We start from the raw sequence: 18,272 nt of genomic DNA, 5'->3' as shown, positions 1-18,272 counted from the left end.
CGCCTGTTGCCTTGATCCTACGGGGGCGCCATGCCCCCTTGTTCATTCATGCTTTTGCTGGCGAGAGAAAAAGAGATGTCCAACACAGAACTGTTTGATTTTGACCGCCTGGTCGATCGCCACGGCACCTACTGTACCCAGTGGGACTATGTGGCCGACCGCTTCGGCCACGCCGACCTGCTCCCCTTTACCATCTCCGACATGGATTTCGAGACAGCCCCCTGCATTCGCCAGACCCTGGCAACACGCCTCGAGCACGGGGTCTTTGGCTACAGCCGCTGGAATCACGGCGACTTCAAGGGGGCGGTCAGCGACTGGTTTGCCCGCCGCTACGGGGCCAAGCTCGACCCCGAGACTCTGGTCTACGGCCCCTCTGTCATCTATGTGATCGCCCAACTGGTGAGCCTTTGGTCGGCGCCGGGGGAAGGCGTGCTGGTGCATACCCCGGCCTACGACGCCTTCGGCAATATGCTGGCTGCCAATGGTAGGGTGCTGTTGCCATGCCCGCTAATAAAGGCGCAGGGGAGTTACCAGATCGACTGGGCTTGCTTCGAGCGGCAGGCCGCCCGCCCCGATTGCCGCATCCTGCTGCTGTGCAGCCCCCACAACCCCACAGGCCGGGTCTGGACGCGGGATGAATTGAGCCGGATGGCCGCCATCTGCCAACGCCACGGGGTCAGGGTCATCTCGGACGACATCCATATGGATATAAGCTTTTCCCCCTACCTGCCCTGGAGTGAGGTGGCGGTGGATGATGGCTGGGCACTGGTCAGCTCGGGCTCGAAATCCTTCAATATCCCGGCCCTTGGCGGCGCCTACGCCTTTATCGCCAACGCGGATGCGCGGGCCGCCTATCTGCGGCGGCTCAAGGCGGCCCATGGCCTGTCATCGCCACCCATTCTCGGGGTGCTGGCCCATATCAGCGCCTATCGGGACGGCGGCGCCTGGCTCGACGCCCTGAAAGCTTATCTGCACGGCAACCTCGCCCAGGTGGCGGCGCGGCTCAATGGCGCCTTCCCCGCCATCGACTATCGGGTGCCCGAGGGGACCTATCTCGCCTGGATTGACTTAAGCGGCCTTGGCATCGACACCACCGAACGAATGGATGCGCTGCAAGCCTTGCTGGTGGAGAAATACCGGGTCGCCATCATGCGCGGCGACACCTATGGCCCCGAAGGCAAAGGCTATCTTCGCCTCAATGTCGGCTGCCCGCGATCTAAGGTAGATAAAGGCCTCGATGCCCTGATAGGTGCGCTGCAGGAGCTGCTGGCCAGATAGAACGCCGCCGCCCTCGGGCGGCGGTTGTTATTTCGAGGCCGCCTTTTCAGGCTTGTAACGGGTCTGCTCTATCTGATCGAAGCGCAGGATCAGGGTATCGCCCCCCTTGAGGCGATAAGCGCAGTGGGAAGCGTTGCAGGCGATGCGAATATGAGGCTCATCCCCCATCAGGGGAGACTGACTATGGGCCTCGGTAAGCGGCCACTTGCCTTGTTCGAGTTGGAAGGTCTGACGGTTAGCCTCCTTTTCCCCCATTGGTCTAGTGTATTCAGATGCCCAGATGACTAACAGAATAGGAAGCATGAAAAGTGCAAACTTAAAATAGGTATTTTTTAACCAAATCAAACAACTAAACGTAAATGGAGCAGGGTAGTTATGAGCTATTCGCCCACCATGAGAGAGTCAATCGCCATTTCACCTTGAAAAACAGGTATGAGAGCGTGGCAAAGAGCACTCCCACTGTCATGACCAGAGGGAATATGTAAGGTAAGAACAGTTGGAACAGCAGAAAAAATCCGTGGAAAAGAGTGACATCCGCAGGTTGAGAGAACTCTGTATATCCAAGTCCGAAGTGGTGAAGGTAGCCGTGGTAATAACGCATCCCAACCAAATAGACCGCTGCTGTCAGCAAGGGGAGCAGAGCGCACATAATGCCGACAAACCCCGGCATGCCTACTTTCTCTTCATCCTCATCTTTTGCTGCCCGCAGCTCTTGCAGATGCTTCTTAAGCCACTTCCGTTTCAACGCGGTTAAATCCATCTCCATGTGACGATTCCTTGTCTCAAGTACGTGGTGGTGTTTATCTCCTCATGAGTTTTAGTTTCTGCCATCTGGATGAAGAGAGACCGAAAGCCCTAGGCTATTCAACGTGGTTCTTCGGTGCGAAACAACACCTTGCCGCAGGTGAGGCAGGTATGGCGAAAGCGGTGATCAAACCAGCCGGCTTGGGGATGACTCAGCACCTTGTCAGAGCCGCAGGCGCAGCAGCGGGCGTTGAGCGTATCCCCGGTGGCACACTCGGGATGGGCGCTCAGGTACTCGGCGCGGGTGGGCAGGCGCAGCCAGTCGGGGTGGGCGTGGCGCCTGTCCCAGAAACGCATGGCATAGAGGCTGGCCGCAAGGGCAAGCAGGCCAAACAGCCATAAGAGGTCCATGATGTGACTCCTTGGTGAGAAAGCCGATAAGGGGCCTGGATCAGAGAATGGCGCGACTGCGAAACAGTACCTTGCCGCAGGCCAGGCAGGTGTGACGCAGGCGGTAATCACCGACGCCAGTCAGCGGGCTGAACAGCACCTTGTGGGAGCCGCAGGCACAGCAGCTGGCATTCTCGTCATCCTCGGTGGTGCACTCGGGATGCAGGCTGAGGTACTCGGGCAGGGTGGGCAGCTTGTCCCAGTCGGGCTGAGTGACAGAGCGGTTCTTGAGAATGATGCCGGCGGTCACCAGACCCGCCAGGGTGAGCAGTACGTCAGTCAATTCCATGAGCTTAAAGGCTCCGTCCGTGAGGGGCCGCAGGGCCGTGGGGTGTGCGAAGGTGCATTATGGCGTCTATCCTATCGGGTCGCAGGCTGGGGGCGCTATCCCCGTCCGGGTAACGGCTAGTGGGTTGGTGCTTGGCTCCTGCCTGGCATTGAGAATCTATGGATGGAAATAAACGAAGGGGCCTTGGGCCCCTCCTGTTGCACATCAGATAAAGCGCCCTCGTCAGGCCACCTTGCTGCCCGGCTGGGTGCGGGCCAGCAGCCCTTCCGGGTTGTGGATGGCCTCCCTGGTCTTCACATCGATGACCTCGATATTGGCGAAGCGCTCCCGGTTCTTGATGGCCACATCGTGGGCCAGGATGACGCAGCGGGCGTTGGCCACGTCCTTGGCGCTGATGCGGTTGATGATGCCGTTGGCGCCTTGTGTCTCCACTTTCAGCTTGATCCCGGCCTTGGCGGCTGCCTTTTGCAGGCTCTTGGCGGCGAGGAAGGTGTGGGCCACGCCGGACGGGCAGGCGGTGATGGCGAGCACGTCCGCTTCCCCTTCCGCTTCGATGATCTGATAGCCGCTATCGTCGGCCGTCACTGTCTCATCTTCGGTCACCGGCTTTTTCAGCAGGTTGACGATAAGGGCCGTGGTGAGGGCGCCAAGGAGGGTGCCGAGGATATAGCCCATCTTGCCTTCCACTACCGGCAGCACGATCCAGCCGCCCCAGGGGGCGTGGTTGATGCTGTGCATCATGAAGCCGGTGATGTTGCCGACGATGCCGCCTGCGACGATTGCCGGAATGACGCGCACTGGGTCGGCGGCGGCAAACGGAATGGCCCCCTCGCTGATGCCGATCATGCCCATGATGGCGGCCGCCTTGCCCGCTTCACGTTCCTCTTTCTTGTAGCGCTTGGGCGAGAGCAGAGTTGCCAGCGCCATGCCGAGCGGTGGCACGCAGATGGCGATGCCGACGCCGCCCATCAGCCAGGGCTGGGTGTTGACCTGGGTCTGGGCGAACAGGGTCGCCACCTTGTTGACCGGGCCGCCCATGTCAAAGGCGGTCATGCCGCCCAGGATGGCGCCCAGCATCACCTTGCCGGAGCCCGCCATGCTGGAGAGCCAGTGGTTCATCCCCTCCATCATGGCGGCGATGGGCGCACCTATGACCCACATGACGATGCCGCATACCAGGAAGGTGCCGATCAGCGGATAGATGAAGATGGAGCCCAGCGAACTCATGGAGTCCGGTAGTTTTATTCGCTTGAGCTGGTTAACGATAAGCCCGGCGATAAAGCCCACCAGGATGGCGCCGAGAAAACCTGTGTGGAACTGCTGCACCGCTATCCAGGAGCCGATCATGCCGGGCGCCAGCCCCGGTTTGTCCGCCATTGAGTAGGCGATGTAGCCGCCGAGTACGGCGGTAAACAGGGTGAGCCCCGCTATCCCCATGTCGGCCATGTCCTTGAGCACGCCCGCCTCGGGCACGGCGCCCTTGCCGCTCATCATCACGGAGAGCGACAGCAAGACGCCCCCTGCCACTATGAAGGGGATCATGTGGGAGGTGCCAAACAGCAGGTGCTGCTTGAGGGTATTGAGCTGGGCCTTGATGCTGCGATCCTGGGGTTCAGGTGCACTGGCTTTCGGTTGAGCTGCTGCCTCGGCGCGTACCGGCGGCTTGTCGGCTAGGCCGACAGGCGCAGTGGCTGCCAGCAGCTTGAGCACCTCGGCCTTGTTGGTGGCCGCCTGCATCCGGGGGATAAATCCGGGTTCCAGCAGCTTGGTGGAGAGTTCGGCCAGCACCTCGATATGGTGATTGGCGCCGCCCGCAGGGGAGGCAATCATGAAGAACAGTTTGGAGGGCAGTCCATCTTCGGCGCCGTAGTCGATCCCCTGCCGGCTGATGCCGATGACGATGGCGGGCTGCAGCACGGCTTCGCTTTTGGCGTGAGGCAGGGCAACCCCCTGTTCAAAACCCGTGTTGTCGAGGTTTTCCCGTGCCCAGAGGTCGCGCACGAACTGATCCTGATTGCCTATCTTGCCGCAGGCGTTGAGCCGGGCGGCCAGTTCGACAAACAGTCCCTGCTTGTCGTTGGCCGCTATGTCGAGGCAGATCAGTCCTTCATCTATCAAGGTGGTGAGCATAGGTGTCTCCTGGCTCTGCGAGCCCTGGTGATATGAGTAACGAATGGAGCAAACGATTGACCTGCCTATTGTTTCTCCCAAGCCATGTCACCGAAATCGGATATATGTGCCCTTTACTGGATTTTTGTGTCAGTCCCCTCACCCTGTGAGCCGGTTCGCATTTTTGTTGATGCCATCTCCTTGGCTAATTTTTTATTAAAGCCGTTTAAAAACAGATGCTTGGGTTTGTCAGCCAAATGAGAATAAAGAGATGGCGGGGCAGGATCCCCCTAAACCGGCAAGCATGGATGGAGATTTGTGCGCCCTTGTCACCTCTTGAAATGTGAGCCGCTTGGCAAAAGTGCGGTCCTGGAGCCAAAGTGCACATCAGCAAGGGGAGAGAGGCCGGCCTGGTCGAGCCGCGTGAAAAAATGTGCATAACCTGCTGCCCTCGATGATGGCGGTGAGAAAGCTGATGTGGTTGATTTCAATTTACTGATAACAAAAGGAAATTTATGATTCCATTACGCCGGGTTAGGATGATTTTGTATGGTTTCATAAGAGGCTTTTAGCTGTTTTTTAGATTAGCTTTTGCATAATCAATCGTTTATTTAGTTGGACAATCCAGGCGGGATCGGTGTCCAATCAGGGAGCAGGTTGGCCAACAGTGCCGTCAGCCAGTGTGTAACCCTATGATGTAAGGAGACATCCTGATGGAAAAACTTGACCAAGAGATCGACACCATGCGCCAGGAGTTTGAGTCACAAGGCCAGAAACAGGCCCACGACAAATGGCAAGCCAGGGTCGATGAACTGCAACGGGAACGGGAGCGTTCAGAAGCGCCCCAGCCGGAAGCGGCAGAACACTAGCCCGCCGACGGCCACTATCGTGATGGCCATCGGTCAAGCAGATAATAAAAACCCCCACGGCCCGCAAGGGAGGTGGGGATTTTTATTGGCCGGGCGATGGCGCCCTTGAAGGCGTCATGCGGCGCAGACTGACGAACGAAGGCGCAGCCAGGGAACAACAAGGGCCATCAGTGATGGCCCTTGTTGGTTTATCCGCTCATTGAACCCGTGTCGGAGTCACGCCTTAGCAGCGGTTGCCGGCGCGGGCGACCCGGCCTTCGGCCAGCAGCTGGTAGTGGCCGGTGGCGGCAGGGACAAAGGCGGACTGGCCCTTCTCGAGGCGCAGCGTCTCGTCGCCCTGCTTGAGCGTCACAGTGCCATCGATGGCAAACAGGATCTCGGCGCTGGCGGTGGTGAGCTGGTGCTCACCCGCCGGGTAGACGCTGAAGGTGAAATCCGGCACCGGCACGTCGAAGTGCTGCACCGCACCGTCACAGCGGGGGGCCAGCAGGATCTGGTCATCCGGCTTGGGCAGGCAGCGGGTGCAGTCCAGCAGCTCGGCCACGTCTATGTATTTGGGGGTGAGACCCGCGCGCAGCACGTTGTCCGAGTTGGCCATGACCTCGAGGCCGGTGCCGCGCACATAGGCGTGGGGGGTGCAGGCATCGAGGAACATGGCCTGACCCGGCTGCAGGGTCACCACGTTCAAGAGCAGCGGCGAGAAGAGTCCCACATCCCCAGGGTACTGGGCGGCCAGGCTGGTGATCAGCGCAAAGGTCTCCTCATCCTGGTGCGCGGCGGCATAGGCCAGCAGGCCCGCCAGGGCGTCTTCCTTGCACGCACCTTGTAAAATCAGCAGCTGATGGAAGAAGTGCTGCAGGCCCGCTTCGTTCTGGTTGGCGGCAAGGGCCGCGACCAGATCGGCGATGGCCGCCAGCTTGACCCGCTCGAACAGCGCCAGTATGGCGGGAATGGCGCGAAAGCCGTTCATCGCCTGATAGGGGGTGAGGGCAAACACCAGCTCCGGCTTGTGATTGGGGTCTTTGTAGTTGCGATTGGCTGCCTTGATGGGGATGCCGGCGGCTTCTTCTTTGGCAAAGCCAGCTTCGGCCTGGGCCTTGCTCGGGTGTACCTGGATGGAGAGGGCCTTCTCGGCGCACAGCACCTTGAACAGGAACGGCAGGCTGCCGAAACGGGTGACGGTAGCCTCACCCAGCGCGGCGGCCGGGGCCGCGTCGATCACCGCCGAGAGCTTCTGGCCACTGCCCGCCAGGCTCACTTCGGAGCAGCCATTGGGGTGGGCGCCCATCCACAGCTCGGCCTGGGGTTTGCCCGCCGGATTTGGGATGCCAAACAGGGTGGTGAGGGCGTCATGGCTGCCCCAGTCGTAACCTTGAATCGGATTTTGCATTAACAAAAAAGAGGGCAGAAAGGAGGACAGATCGCGACTGCTCATAAGGGACGCCTCATTTAGTGTGAAGAAAGTCGGGTGAAGAAAAGGGTGGCATTGCTGCTGCGGACCGGACTATAACATGGGCGGCCTTTGCCGCCGCAACCGCTTGCCTCTCTCTATTTGATCAGGATCAGCATGTCACTTATCTTCAGCCAACTGCTCGATGGCGCCCTTCATGAGCAGGCCCCCTTCGAGCAGATCTGGTTTGCCCAGGATCAGGGGGTGCCGCCCGGTTTCAGCTATCAGGTCAACTTTCCCCGCCTCGAACTGGTGTTCAGCGGTGAATACCTCAACCAGATCTGGGACAAGGAGCAGGGCTGCAAGGAGATAAGCGTGCTGCCGGGGCAGGCGCTCTACATTCCTCCCAATGGTTGGAACAAGCCGCTGTGGACCACGGACTGCTCTGTGCTGAGCCTGCTGTTTGGCAAGCGCCAGCTGGGGTTCAGCCTGGTGAGCAAGCGGCGGGAAGACCCCGATTTTTTCGACGTGCAAAAGCACAGCATAATGGCGCGGGCCGGCCATGTGATCGAACACATATTGGCGGCGCTCAACGTGCTGACCGAGGATCCCGGCCGCTCCCCCACCGACAACCACTTGTTGCAGGCGCTGCTCACCAGTGCCCGCCAGCTGCTGGCGGAGTCCGCCGCCGAGCGGCCAAGAGGGGCTGACCTGTTTCACGGGATCTGCATCTATATTCAGGAGAACTTTCACCGCCCCATCACCCGCGACTCCATCGCCCACCGCTTCAACGTCTCGGCCAGCCATCTCTCCCACCTGTTTCGCGAGCAGGGCCACATGCGCCTGGCCGATTACATCAGCTGGGTGCGGATCGACAGGGCCAAGTTCATGCTGAAAAAGTACCGGTTTCGGCTGGAAGAGGTGGCGAGCCGCTGCGGTTACGGCGATGTGAACTATTTTTGCCGGGTGTTCAAGCAAAAGACCGGGCTGACCCCTTCCCAGTACCGCTCCCTGAGCCAGCCTCAGGGGCAGGGCGAGGGGCTGGTGGGATAAGCAGGGATGCCGCTGGAACCTGCGTGAGTCAGGTGTTGGCGGGGCCGCTGTGGATCCGGGGTGGGCAGGCTGGACGCATTGTGATCCAGTACTCGACTATGGTCTGACATGCGTGCTCGCCATTTGATTATGAAAACGAATGGGCTAAGATGGCCGCGCGCAACTTACAGATTGATAACAAACGGAAGTTAGGAGATGCCGATGGAAAGCAAAGTAGTTATCCCGACCCAGGGCCAGAAAATCACAGTCGATGCCAACGGCAAGCTGCAGGTTCCCAACCATCCGATCATTCCGTTTATTGAAGGGGATGGCATAGGTGTGGACGTGACCCCGGCCATGTTGAATGTGGTCAATGCCGCGGTCGAGAAAGCCTACAAAGGCGAGCGCAAGATCGCCTGGATGGAGATCTATACCGGCGAGAAGTCGACTCATATCTATGGCGAAGGTGCCTGGCTGCCGGCCGAAACCCTGGATTTCATTCGTGAATACTGCGTGGCCATCAAGGGCCCGCTAACCACCCCGGTCGGTGGCGGTATTCGCTCCCTCAACGTGGCCCTGCGTCAGGAGCTGGATCTCTACATCTGCCTGCGCCCGGTCCGTTACTACGAAGGCACCCCGAGCCCGGTCAAGCGTCCTGACCTGACCGACATGGTGATCTTCCGCGAGAACGCCGAAGACATCTACGCCGGTATCGAGTGGAAGGCGGACAGCGACGAAGCCAAGAAGGTCATCGCCTTCCTGCAAAACGAGATGGGCGTGAAGAAAATTCGCTTCCCCGAGTCCTGCGGCATCGGCATCAAGCCCATGTCCAAGGCCGGTACCGAGCGTCTGGTGCGTGCGGCCATCGAGTACGCCATCGACAACGATCGCGACTCCGTGACCCTGGTGCACAAGGGCAACATCATGAAGTTCACCGAAGGTGCCTTCAAGGATTGGGGCTATGCCCTGGCCCAGAAAGAGTACGATGCCCAGCTCATCGACGGCGGCCCCTGGTGCTCCTTCAAGAACCCGAAAACCGGCAAGACTATCGTGGTCAAGGACGTCATCGCCGACGCCTTCCTGCAACAGATACTGCTGCGTCCGGCCGAGTACGACGTCATCGCCTGTATGAACCTCAACGGTGACTACATCTCCGACGCCCTGGCCGCCCAGGTTGGCGGCATCGGTATCGCCCCTGGCGCCAACATAGGTGACGGTGTGGCCCTGTTCGAGGCGACTCACGGCACCGCGCCCAAGTACGCCGGTCAGGACAAGGTCAACCCGGGTTCGCTGATCCTCTCCGCCGAGATGATGCTGCGCCACATGGGCTGGGTCGAAGCGGCCGATCTCATCATCAAGGGCATGGAAGCGGCCATCGCCAACAAGACCGTGACTTATGACTTCGAGCGACTGATGGAAGGTGCCACCCTGCGCTCCTGCTCCCAGTTCGCCCAGGACATGGTCGATCAGATGTAAGCGGTGAGACTGAAATGCAAAACCGGCGCCATGAGCGCCGGTTTTTTTATGGGTGACAGGCCGCTGGCCTGAAGGTGCACCTGTGATCAGGTGGTCTTTTCCACGTGCTGTTGATAGAGCTGTTGCCACTTGCTGCTTTCGGCTTCATCGCCCTGCGTCTGCCAGAACTCGCAGATGGAGTTGGCGAGCTCGGATGCCATGGCGTGATCTCCATCGCGGCGACTCATCAGATATTGTCCCAGCCAGCTTTGATATTGTTTCATTGCCCGATCTCCTTATCTAAGGTGCCCTTGGTGGTTGCCCGTTTGGCAGACAAGCCTCTCGACCCCTGCCAGACCTGACTCAACCAGGTCACTGTTTTCCTGCGCACCTCTGTTCGTTGTTATCGCCGGATTGGGTAGCGATCTCGCCGGATAACGGCGCTAACGGGGCGCAGATGTCAAAAAACGGTCCCTATCCTATCACAAAATAACCAACTTGGGGGGATTGGCGGCCGAAGGAGGAGAGGTGAGGTGCTCATGCTCAGGGCAAAGGGTGTGCCATCTTGCTGATCCATGAAGAGAAAAACCCGCCAGGGTGGCGGGTTTGTTGGGTGAAAAAAGATCAAATGTTGGCGGTGGCCAGGTATTTTTCCATCTCCTCGGCGGGCACCATGCCGCCGCCGGTGGCCCATACCAGATGGGTCGCCCGGGCCAGGGTAGCGGCATCGAAGCCGCGCTCCGTCTGCCACTCGCGATCAGCCGCCACGCGCCACGGACCCGGCATGCCGGCCAGCGCCGAGGGTTCGAGTTTGATCTGCTCATCCCGTGCCAGCAGCCCCAGCAGGTCATACATCTCCTGATCGCTCAGGGTGAAGAAGCCATCGAGCAGTCGCTCCATGGCGCGGCCGACGAAACCGGAGGCGCGCCCCACCGCCAGACCGTCGGCGGCGGTGAGGTTGTCTATCCCCAGATCCTGCACCGCTATCCCGTCGTGCAGGCCGGTGTGGACCCCCAGCAGCATGCAGGGGGAGTGGGTGGGTTCGGCAAACAGGCAGTGGACGTTATCCCCGAACGCGAGTTTCAGGCCAAAGGCCACGCCGCCGGGGCCGCCGCCCACACCGCAAGGCAGATAGACGAACAGCGGGTGCTCGGCATCCACCTTGATGCCCATATCATCGAACTGCTTTTTCACCCGCTCGCCCGCTACCGAGTAGCCGAGGAACAGGGTGCGGGAGTTCTCGTCGTCGATGAAGAAGCAGCTGGGGTCGCGTTCGGCCTCCTTGCGACCCTGCTCCACCGCTACCCCGTAATCTTCGGCGTATTCCACGACTATGACCCCGTGTTCACGCAATTTGCGCTTCTTCCACTCCCGCGCATCGGCGGACATGTGGACTGTGACGGTGAAACCGAGCTTGGCGCTCATGATGCCGATGGACATGCCGAGGTTGCCGGTGGAGCCCACGGCAATGCTGTACTGGCCGAAGAACTGGCGAAACTCGTCCGTGAACAGCTTGCGATAGTCATCTTCCTCGCGGAGCAACCCTGCCTTGATCGCCAGCTGTTCGGCATGAGTCAGCACCTCGTAGATGCCGCCGCGCGCCTTGATGGAGCCGGAGATGGGCAGATGGCTGTCTTTTTTCAGCAGCAACTTGCCGGTTACCTCGACGCCGTAGCGCGCATTGAGCGTTGCCTGCATGGCCGGGATGGCCGCTATCTCGGACTCCAGAATGCCCTGGCTGGCACGGGTCTCGGGGAAGGCTTCGCACATGTAGGGGGCGAAGCGGGCAAGTCGGGCGGAGGCATCCGCCACATCGCTGCCATCCAGCCCCACATGGGGCAGGCCAACCGCCAGCGTGCTGGCCTTGGGGTTGAACCAGGTCACGGGCTCGAGTGCGATCAGGGATTGCACCAGCGGGAATTGGGTAATGAGTTGTTGGACGTCGATATTTTTCATGGGATGTCTCGGTCTTGTTACACGATATAGGAGAGCAGGAAAGTACCGGCCAGCGCCATCAGGGAGGCGACAAAGGTGGCGGTAGTGTAGTACTTGAGCGTTTCGTTCAGGGTGGCGCCGCAATACTGCTTGACCAGCCAGAACAGGGAGTCGGTCACCATGGTGCAGCCGATGGCGCCGGATCCGATGGCGAGCGTCATGATCTCGGGGCTGATGTTCGGGTAGTGCACCATGATGGGGGAGACGATGGCTGTGGCACCCATCATGGCGACGGTGGCCGAGCCGACGGCGGCGTGCAGCACTATGGCCACCAGCCAGGCCAGCAGTATGGGATGCATGTCCAGCTGGGAGAGAATGGTCGCCAGGCTGTCCCCCAGGCCGCTCGCCTTGAGCACGCCGTTGAAGGCGCCGCCTGCCCCTATGATCAGCAGGATATTGGCGATGGAGGAGAAGCACTGCTCGGTCTGGTTCAGCAGCCCTTCCATCTTCATGTGCTGACGGATCCCCAGCACGTAGTAGGCGGTGAAGGCGGCGATAAACATGGCGGTGATGGGGTTGCCGATAAATTCCAGCAGGGTATAGAGACCGCTGGCGTGATCCATGTTGAGCTCGGCCACCGTCTTGGCCAGCATCAGCAGTATGGGCAGCAGCACGGTGAACAGCGAAGCGCTCAAGGTCGGGAGGCTTGCCTCGTCGCGCGCCTCTATATTCGCAAAGGCGGCGGGCACCTCCTTGAACGGTACCCGTTTACCGAGCAGCTTAAGAAACAGCGGGCCGCCCACCAGGGAGGCAAACAGTCCGACTGCGAGACCGTAGACGATGACGGAACCTATGTCGGCACCCAGCTGATTGGTGACGTAGAGCGCGGCCGGGTGGGGCGGCACTATGCAGTGCACGGCCATCAGGGCGGTGCAGAGCGGGATGGCCAGGGTCAGCAGCGAGGTCCTGGTCTTGCGGGCGATGGAGAAGGCCAGCGGAATGAGCAGTACGACTCCCACTTCGACAAACAACGTGATGCCGCACACCAGACCGACCAGCACCATGATGACCTGGGGCGAGAGCCAGCGGCATTTCTGCAGGGCGAGACCGATGCGCTCTGCCGCGCCGGATACTTCCATCATCTTGCCGAGTATGGTGCCAAGGCCGATGACGGCGGCAAGAAAGCCCAGGGTGCCGCCTATGCCTTCCTCCATGGCATTGACCATCTTGACCGGGTTCATCCCCATCATGGTGCCCACATAGAAGCTCGCCAGCAGCAAAGCCAGGAAAGGATGCACCTTGCCCTTCACTATGGTGAAGACAATCAGAATGATGCTAGTCAGCAAGGTACCGACGACCCACACTTCAGAATTCATACTGCGCCTCTATGTGTCATGAGTGATGATTAGGCGTCTATTGAATGAAAATGACGGGCGGCTGACAAATGATGAAAATGGCGTTTTGGATGAGCCAGATTGATGCAAATGTGCCACATCCATCACATTTATCGGATTTGATGTGGTTTGGGTTGTTTGGCTGCATCCAAAGATGGGATTTCTGGCTATCATCTGTGCGTTTTTTGGGGGCGAAGAGGCGTGCCAGATGTATACCGAAGACAACTACGTATCGAGAAACAAGCTGCTGAACGGTTATCAGCTATCCAAGCTGCATACCTTCGAGGCGGCGGCCCGCCACAGCTCCTTTGCCCTGGCGGCGGATGAGCTGGCACTCAGCCCGAGTGCGGTGAGCCACAGGATCAGTGCGCTGGAAGATGAGCTCGGTTTCAAGCTGTTTCAGCGCTTTCACCGCAAGGTGATGCTGACCGCAGAGGGGCAAAGAGTCTTCTGGGCGCTCAAGTCCTCGCTCGAGTTCATCAATCAGGAGATCCTGGAGATCAGGCATCAGGAACTGTCCGGTTCCCTGACCGTCTACTCCCGCCCCTCCATAGCCCAGTGCTGGTTGGTGCCCAGACTCGCGGATTTTTCTCGCCTGCATCCCCAGATCGATCTCAACGTCATGACAGGCAACGAGAACATCAATCTGCACGGCTATGGCATAGACCTGACTATCTATTTCGATGACAAGACCCCGGAGCGGCTCGCCATCCACCCGCTGATGGATGAGTACATGGTGCCGGTGTGCAGCCCCGAATATGCCGAGCAGCATGGGCTACGGGACAATCCGGACCACTTGTCTCACTGTCGCCTGCTGCACGACAGGCAGGCCTGGGGCCATGATTCAGACAGCGACGAGTGGAGCAGCTGGGCCCGCCAGTGCGGCATCTCCCTCGACGCCTGTCAGTCGAACATGGGGTTCGATCGTTCCGATCTCGCCATTATCGCCGCCATGAACCACGCCGGGGTCGCCATGGGCCGCAAGAACCTGGTGAGCAAGCGGCTGGCCAGACATGAACTGGTTGCCCCCTTCCCTGGCATGGAGGTGCGCTGCGAGCAGCGTTACTACATAGCGACCTTGCCCAACCGCCAGTGCCCCAAGATCCAGGCCTTTGTCGACTGGGTCTGCGCCCAGGCAGAGGAGACACAATAAGCGGCAGGGCCAAGCGCCGTGTTATTCCCCGTCTGGGGTGAAGGATGGAGGGTGAACACCCGGCAAAAAGCGGTGCAGACGGCAGGAGAGACGCCGAAGAGCGGGGAATTCGTCTGACATCCCAGCGAGTTAGCCGAATACACTGCCAGTAAAGGCTCAATCGTTCGACATAGGATGGAAACCGGACATAAATAAAAAAGGCCACTTCTTGCGAAGTGGCCCTTTCCAGCTGGGGGGATGTTGAATTTATATGGTAGTTTTTTGATTTAAAAGAAAAATTACCAATTCAGAAAATTTAAATATGCCTAACCGTATGCCTAACGCCAGAACTTCTGCAGTTAAAGAGTGCTATCTGGGCTGGAATAGCCTGTATGTGGTTAATTGGCTGTGGAGGGGATTGAATCGCCCCGGGTTTTCTAGACACTCTGTTGTTGAACATTGAACTGCTTTTCAAACTCTACCGGCGACAGCCCATCATTGGAACCATGGCGCCTGATTGGGTTGTAAAACATCTCGATATAATCAAATACGTCGCTGCGGGCTTCGTCTCTTGTCAGGTAAATCCTGTGCTTGATCCGCTCCCGTTTGAGTAACTGAAAGAAGCTCTCGGCGACAGCGTTGTCGTGACAGTTACCACGTCGGCTCATACTGCAACTCAGGTTGTGGGCCTTCAGAAAGTCCTGCCATTCACCACCGGTAAACTGACTGCCCTGATCCGAATGCACCAGTACCGGCTGCTTTGGCTTGCGCCGCCAAACCGCCATCAATAACGCGTCAACCGCCAAGTCTGCCGTCATGCGTGGCTTCATTGCCCAGCCGACGATCTGGCGAGAAAACAGATCTAGCACTACAGCCAGATACAGCCACCCTTCTTGAGTACGGATGTAGGTAATGTCGGTCACCCAGGAGATATTGGGGGCTGGGGTCTTAAACTGACGAGCCAGCATGTTCGGAGCAGCCTGCGGGCTCTTACCCCAATAATGCCCCTTACGACGCTGATAGCCGGTTTGCGAACGCAGTCCTTCTCGCCTCATTAATTTGGCCACACGGTGCTTGCCACAGACTTCCCCCAAGTCATGAAGGTCACGATGGATCTTGCGATAACCATAGACAGCACCACTTTCCAGCCAGGATTGCTTGACCAACCCCGTTAGTCGCTCGTCCTCGTGCTGTCGTGGCGATGTAGGCTGTTTCAGCCACGCGTAGAAGCCACTTCGGTGAACCCCCAGGGTCTGGCACAGGGTAGCGACACTGTACCGGTCGAGTCGGGAGGTTATGAACGCGTACCTTTCCTTGACTCGCTGGCAAAGTACGTGGCGGCCTCCTTTAAAATGTTGCGCTCATCGGTGACTTGGCGCAGTTCGGCTTTCAGACGGCGGATCTCGGCTTGCAAGGCAGACTCTTCGAGCTGCTGGTCAGCAGGCTTGCCGTACTGCTTGAGCCAGGCATACAGACTGTGGCTGGACACCCCAAGGGCTCGTGCAACGTCAGCCACCGGCCGTCCGCGCTCGGTGATTTGTTTAACCGCTTCGATCTTGAATGTTTCTGGATAACGCTGACGAGTCATAACACCTCCAATAGTTGCCTCATTTTAAGGCTGTGAGGTGTCTAGGGAACTGGGGGCGATTCACACAGCCCTTGTGGTACTAGTAATGGTACTAAATGAGCTGGCTTCTGGCGACTCCCTCGGACTTTTACGGACAACAAAAAAACCCGCAAAGCCTTACGCTCTGCGGGTTTCTGTACTTCTTCGTTCCCGGCCGGAACATTGTTTGGGCTTGGGATCAATGCCTTGGGCCAGCAGGGCGCGAGCCTTTCGCAGTAGTTCACGGGCTTGGCCAAGGGATACCTCTGGGTAAGTGCCAAAGCTCATGTTTGTGCGCTTATTGTCAGAAGGCTTTGAGTACTTGAAGGCCCAGAGCTTTGAACCCGCCGCACTGATCCTCAGTTCTAACCCATCACCATCGCGCAAGGTGGTCATCTGGCCTTTCGTCTTAGCGTCTTCGGATGGCTTGGCGTTTTTAACTTTTGGGTCGGTTAATCTGCAGTTACCTGTTTCGCGCCTCTTTTTCTCCACCGTGACCATAACGCTCCTTAGTACCATCGAATTGAGTACCACTAACCTTGTGGTACTAATTATAGTACTCGTGAAGCTGGTTTTAGGCGACCACTTCGACTTTGTCGGACAACAAAAAAACCGCAAGACGTTGAATCTTGCGGGTTTCTGTACTTCTTCGTTCCTTCTCGGAACAATATTTGGTGGAGCTGGGGGGATTTGAACCCCCGTCCAAAATTACTACATCCTCGGTACTACATGCTTAGTCACTCTTTACATTCGCCAACCCGCTGCGGAGAGACACGCCACGAATTGACTAGCTCGATTGGTTTTAATGCTTCCGCCCCGAGCAGGACTTCCACACGATCCTGTGAAGGATGACCTTCCGATTCCCTAGGACACAGGCAAGCTAGGGTAGAAGGGCTCAGCGCAGGTTATTAAGCTGCGAGTGCGTAGTTTTCGTCGTTTGCGACTATTTTTTTGCGGTTTGTTAACGAGGCCTACCGCACCTCGGCATGCACCTTGGGTTTCGTGAATCTTGTCGAATCCAGAATCAGCCCCAAGTTGTCAAAACCGATTGTACGCAAAAATCCTGTCATGGCAAGGCGTTGATAGCAATCGACCGGCCTAGGCCGGTCGATTGCTGGTTTATTGGACGCCGCACGGCTGCATGCGGCGCACAATCAGCCGCGATGCTTGTTCTTCATGATGCGGGCTTTCTCCCGATCCCATTCGCGGGCCTTGGTGTCTTCCCGTTTGTCGTGCTCTTTCTTGCCTTTGACCAGACCGATCTCGACCTTGACCCAGCACTCTTTCCAGTAGAGCGCCAGCGGCACTATGGTGTAACCCTGACGGGCGGTCAGGCTCTCCAGCTTGTCGAGTTCACGGCGGCTCAGCAGGAGCTTGCGGGTGCGGGTCGGATCACACACCACGTGGCTGGAGGCGGCGTTCAGTGGCAGGAAAGTGGAGCCGAACAGGAAGGCCTCTCCCTGCAAGAAGATGACATAGGCTTCGCTGATGTTGGCCTTGCCCGCCCGCAGGGATTTGACTTCCCACCCTTGCAGGGACAGACCGGCTTCCACGCGCTCTTCGATGAAGTACTCGTGGCGGGCGGTTCTGTTGAGTGCAATGGTGCTGGACCCGGCTTTGTTTTTACTGTTCTTTTTGCTCATGACGGGCGCCTTTGGCAATGATTAGGAAGGCGCATTATACGTGGGTGGCGGCGGCTGTAAAACGCGCAACTGCTCGAGTGGCGGCTTTGTGAGCGGTTTTGGGGATGATCTTGGCTGACAAGGTGATAAAATCGGCCCGATTGGATGAGGAAAGCCCATGCCCCGTATTACTCGCAGTGCCCTGGTGATGTTCAGCGCAGAACAAATGTTCAGGCTGGTCAATGATGTTCACGCTTATCCGGAGTTTCTGCCCGGTTGTGTCGGCAGCCGTGTCCACGAGACAGGCGATGATTATATGACTGCCTCGGTCGATGTGGCCAAGGCGGGGATTGCCAAGACGTTTACCACCCGCAACCTGCTCGATGCCAACCGGCAGATCAAGATGGAGCTGGTGGAGGGACCCTTCAGCAAGCTGGCCGGCTGGTGGACCTTTACGCCGCTGGATGTGGATGCCTGCAAGGTCGAGTTCGACCTCGATTTTGAGTTCACCTCCAAGCTGATCGAGCTGGCGTTTGGCCAGATTTTCCGCGACCTGGTGGGCTCCATGGTGCTCGCCTTCTCCAACCGCGCCAAGGTGGTGTACGGTGTCTGATCTGCTCAATATCGAAGTTGTGTATGCTCTGCCCGAGCGCCAGACTGTGCTGCGCATCCGGGTTGCTCCCGCCACCAGCGTGCTGGCTGCCATCGAGCAGTCCGGCATAGTGCAGAAGCACCCGGAGATCGATCTGGCGGTCAACAAGTTCGGCATCTACAGCCGGCCGGTCAAGGGGACCGAACTGTTGCAGGACGGGGATCGGATCGAGATCTACCGTCCGCTCATCGCCGATCCGAAAGAGATGCGCAAGAAGCGGGCCGAGAAGGCCAAGGAGGAGGGGCGTGCCGATGTGGTGACCGGCGGCCGGCCCAATGCCAACCGCAAGCGAGGGGACACAGACCCGGCCTGATG

General features: G+C 58.6%; 19 protein-coding genes and 1 other RNA gene. 7 read left to right on the top strand and 13 right to left on the bottom strand.

Annotated features, from left to right (window positions below):
- The first annotated feature begins 75 nt into the window (after positions 1 to 75).
- Positions 76 to 1,278 carry a MalY/PatB family protein gene (locus tag IU367_RS14865; protein ID WP_274452302.1) on the top strand — a complete coding sequence of 401 codons (1,203 nt, stop codon included), beginning with the start codon at positions 76 to 78 and terminating at the stop codon, positions 1,276 to 1,278.
- A gap of 27 nt (positions 1,279 to 1,305) precedes the next feature.
- Here the strand turns inward: IU367_RS14865 and IU367_RS14860 are convergent, their stop codons facing one another.
- From IU367_RS14860 to IU367_RS14840, 5 genes are all read right to left on the bottom strand, one after another.
- Positions 1,306 to 1,533 (bottom strand): hypothetical protein, encoded by a 228-nt coding sequence (locus IU367_RS14860; protein ID WP_274452301.1) that lies wholly within the window; start codon positions 1,531 to 1,533, stop codon positions 1,306 to 1,308.
- Between the two features lie 118 nt (positions 1,534 to 1,651).
- Positions 1,652 to 2,044: a hypothetical protein gene (locus tag IU367_RS14855; protein ID WP_274452300.1), complete on the bottom strand. Its 393-nt coding sequence runs from the start codon at positions 2,042 to 2,044 to the stop codon at positions 1,652 to 1,654.
- 98 nt (positions 2,045 to 2,142) lie between these two features.
- On the bottom strand, positions 2,143 to 2,433 hold the full coding sequence (locus IU367_RS14850; protein WP_274452299.1) for a hypothetical protein: 291 nt from the start codon (positions 2,431 to 2,433) through the stop codon (positions 2,143 to 2,145).
- 40 nt (positions 2,434 to 2,473) lie between these two features.
- Positions 2,474 to 2,761 carry a hypothetical protein gene (locus IU367_RS14845; protein ID WP_274452298.1) on the bottom strand — a complete coding sequence of 96 codons (288 nt, stop codon included), beginning with the start codon at positions 2,759 to 2,761 and terminating at the stop codon, positions 2,474 to 2,476.
- A gap of 222 nt (positions 2,762 to 2,983) precedes the next feature.
- Positions 2,984 to 4,891, bottom strand: a complete 1,908-nt coding sequence (locus tag IU367_RS14840; protein WP_274452297.1) for a PTS fructose transporter subunit EIIC — start codon at positions 4,889 to 4,891, stop codon at positions 2,984 to 2,986.
- A 692-nt stretch (positions 4,892 to 5,583) separates the two neighbouring features.
- Between IU367_RS14840 and IU367_RS14835 the strand changes: the two genes are divergently transcribed.
- Positions 5,584 to 5,739: a hypothetical protein gene (locus tag IU367_RS14835; RefSeq protein WP_167336119.1), complete on the top strand. Its 156-nt coding sequence runs from the start codon at positions 5,584 to 5,586 to the stop codon at positions 5,737 to 5,739.
- A gap of 223 nt (positions 5,740 to 5,962) precedes the next feature.
- Here the strand turns inward: IU367_RS14835 and manA are convergent, their stop codons facing one another.
- A complete protein-coding gene (manA, locus tag IU367_RS14830) occupies positions 5,963 to 7,174 on the bottom strand; it encodes a mannose-6-phosphate isomerase, class I (protein WP_274452296.1) in 1,212 nt (403 codons plus the stop codon).
- A 132-nt stretch (positions 7,175 to 7,306) separates the two neighbouring features.
- On the opposite strand from manA, the gene IU367_RS14825 reads away from it, so the two are divergent.
- Both IU367_RS14825 and icd read left to right on the top strand, forming a co-directional pair.
- Positions 7,307 to 8,182, top strand: a complete 876-nt coding sequence (locus IU367_RS14825; protein WP_043134753.1) for a helix-turn-helix transcriptional regulator — start codon at positions 7,307 to 7,309, stop codon at positions 8,180 to 8,182.
- Between the two features lie 201 nt (positions 8,183 to 8,383).
- Entirely contained in the window at positions 8,384 to 9,637 is a 1,254-nt protein-coding gene (gene icd, locus IU367_RS14820; RefSeq protein ID WP_005312750.1) for an NADP-dependent isocitrate dehydrogenase, read from the top strand.
- 86 nt (positions 9,638 to 9,723) lie between these two features.
- Here the strand turns inward: icd and IU367_RS14815 are convergent, their stop codons facing one another.
- From IU367_RS14815 to dsdX, 3 genes are all read right to left on the bottom strand, one after another.
- On the bottom strand, positions 9,724 to 9,900 hold the full coding sequence (locus IU367_RS14815) for a hypothetical protein (RefSeq protein WP_005328937.1): 177 nt from the start codon (positions 9,898 to 9,900) through the stop codon (positions 9,724 to 9,726).
- 340 nt (positions 9,901 to 10,240) lie between these two features.
- Complete coding sequence (locus IU367_RS14810; protein WP_274452295.1) at positions 10,241 to 11,572, bottom strand: D-serine ammonia-lyase; 1,332 nt, start codon at positions 11,570 to 11,572, stop codon at positions 10,241 to 10,243.
- Positions 11,573 to 11,589: 17 nt separating this feature from the next.
- A complete protein-coding gene (gene dsdX, locus IU367_RS14805) occupies positions 11,590 to 12,927 on the bottom strand; it encodes a D-serine transporter DsdX (RefSeq protein ID WP_274452294.1) in 1,338 nt (445 codons plus the stop codon).
- 226 nt (positions 12,928 to 13,153) lie between these two features.
- Here dsdX and dsdC point away from each other — a divergent pair, with 226 nt between their 5' ends.
- A complete protein-coding gene (gene dsdC, locus IU367_RS14800) occupies positions 13,154 to 14,098 on the top strand; it encodes a DNA-binding transcriptional regulator DsdC (RefSeq protein WP_274452293.1) in 945 nt (314 codons plus the stop codon).
- A 416-nt stretch (positions 14,099 to 14,514) separates the two neighbouring features.
- Here dsdC and IU367_RS14795 read toward each other — a convergent pair.
- The 4 genes from IU367_RS14795 to smpB all read right to left on the bottom strand — a co-directional run bounded on the left by IU367_RS14795 (position 14,515) and on the right by smpB (position 17,326).
- Positions 14,515 to 15,665, bottom strand: a protein-coding gene (locus tag IU367_RS14795; RefSeq protein WP_274452291.1) for an IS3 family transposase whose coding sequence is annotated in 2 segments (ribosomal slippage) — positions 14,515 to 15,437 and positions 15,437 to 15,665 — 1,152 coding nt in all. Because the reading frame shifts where the segments join, the coding sequence is not laid out codon by codon here.
- Positions 15,666 to 15,821: 156 nt separating this feature from the next.
- Complete coding sequence (locus tag IU367_RS14790; protein ID WP_274452290.1) at positions 15,822 to 16,184, bottom strand: Arm DNA-binding domain-containing protein; 363 nt, start codon at positions 16,182 to 16,184, stop codon at positions 15,822 to 15,824.
- Between the two features lie 171 nt (positions 16,185 to 16,355).
- Positions 16,356 to 16,715: a transfer-messenger RNA gene (gene ssrA, locus IU367_RS14785) on the bottom strand.
- Between the two features lie 122 nt (positions 16,716 to 16,837).
- Positions 16,838 to 17,326: an SsrA-binding protein SmpB gene (gene smpB, locus IU367_RS14780; protein ID WP_042036966.1), complete on the bottom strand. Its 489-nt coding sequence runs from the start codon at positions 17,324 to 17,326 to the stop codon at positions 16,838 to 16,840.
- A 157-nt stretch (positions 17,327 to 17,483) separates the two neighbouring features.
- Here smpB and IU367_RS14775 point away from each other — a divergent pair, with 157 nt between their 5' ends.
- Positions 17,484 to 17,918 carry an SRPBCC family protein gene (locus tag IU367_RS14775; RefSeq protein WP_042873080.1) on the top strand — a complete coding sequence of 145 codons (435 nt, stop codon included), beginning with the start codon at positions 17,484 to 17,486 and terminating at the stop codon, positions 17,916 to 17,918.
- A complete protein-coding gene (locus IU367_RS14770; protein ID WP_098984561.1) occupies positions 17,911 to 18,270 on the top strand; it encodes an RnfH family protein in 360 nt (119 codons plus the stop codon). The genes IU367_RS14775 and IU367_RS14770 overlap by 8 nt, the downstream gene beginning before the upstream one ends.
- Positions 18,271 to 18,272: the final 2 nt, after the last annotated feature.

This window comes from Aeromonas bestiarum (assembly GCF_028751155.1).
GTDB classification, from domain to species: Bacteria; Pseudomonadota; Gammaproteobacteria; order Enterobacterales; family Aeromonadaceae; genus Aeromonas; species Aeromonas bestiarum.
The sequence above is the reverse complement of the archived record's forward strand: the minus strand, read 5'-3'. Positions and strand labels throughout refer to the sequence as shown.

What these genes read in the sequence shown, in the direction of transcription:
- IU367_RS14865 (WP_274452302.1), top strand. Translation starts at nt 76, where the DNA reads ATGTCCAACACAGAACTGTTTGATTTTGACCGCCTGGTCGATCGCCAC.
- IU367_RS14860 (WP_274452301.1), bottom strand. Translation starts at nt 1,533, where the DNA reads ATGGGGGAAAAGGAGGCTAACCGTCAGACCTTCCAACTCGAACAAGGC.
- IU367_RS14855 (WP_274452300.1), bottom strand. Translation starts at nt 2,044, where the DNA reads ATGGAGATGGATTTAACCGCGTTGAAACGGAAGTGGCTTAAGAAGCAT.
- IU367_RS14850 (WP_274452299.1), bottom strand. Translation starts at nt 2,433, where the DNA reads ATGGACCTCTTATGGCTGTTTGGCCTGCTTGCCCTTGCGGCCAGCCTC.
- IU367_RS14845 (WP_274452298.1), bottom strand. Translation starts at nt 2,761, where the DNA reads ATGGAATTGACTGACGTACTGCTCACCCTGGCGGGTCTGGTGACCGCC.
- IU367_RS14840 (WP_274452297.1), bottom strand. Translation starts at nt 4,891, where the DNA reads ATGCTCACCACCTTGATAGATGAAGGACTGATCTGCCTCGACATAGCG.
- IU367_RS14835 (WP_167336119.1), top strand. Translation starts at nt 5,584, where the DNA reads ATGGAAAAACTTGACCAAGAGATCGACACCATGCGCCAGGAGTTTGAG.
- manA (WP_274452296.1), bottom strand. Translation starts at nt 7,174, where the DNA reads ATGAGCAGTCGCGATCTGTCCTCCTTTCTGCCCTCTTTTTTGTTAATG.
- IU367_RS14825 (WP_043134753.1), top strand. Translation starts at nt 7,307, where the DNA reads ATGTCACTTATCTTCAGCCAACTGCTCGATGGCGCCCTTCATGAGCAG.
- icd (WP_005312750.1), top strand. Translation starts at nt 8,384, where the DNA reads ATGGAAAGCAAAGTAGTTATCCCGACCCAGGGCCAGAAAATCACAGTC.
- IU367_RS14815 (WP_005328937.1), bottom strand. Translation starts at nt 9,900, where the DNA reads ATGAAACAATATCAAAGCTGGCTGGGACAATATCTGATGAGTCGCCGC.
- IU367_RS14810 (WP_274452295.1), bottom strand. Translation starts at nt 11,572, where the DNA reads ATGAAAAATATCGACGTCCAACAACTCATTACCCAATTCCCGCTGGTG.
- dsdX (WP_274452294.1), bottom strand. Translation starts at nt 12,927, where the DNA reads ATGAATTCTGAAGTGTGGGTCGTCGGTACCTTGCTGACTAGCATCATT.
- dsdC (WP_274452293.1), top strand. Translation starts at nt 13,154, where the DNA reads ATGTATACCGAAGACAACTACGTATCGAGAAACAAGCTGCTGAACGGT.
- IU367_RS14790 (WP_274452290.1), bottom strand. Translation starts at nt 16,184, where the DNA reads ATGGTCACGGTGGAGAAAAAGAGGCGCGAAACAGGTAACTGCAGATTA.
- smpB (WP_042036966.1), bottom strand. Translation starts at nt 17,326, where the DNA reads ATGAGCAAAAAGAACAGTAAAAACAAAGCCGGGTCCAGCACCATTGCA.
- IU367_RS14775 (WP_042873080.1), top strand. Translation starts at nt 17,484, where the DNA reads ATGCCCCGTATTACTCGCAGTGCCCTGGTGATGTTCAGCGCAGAACAA.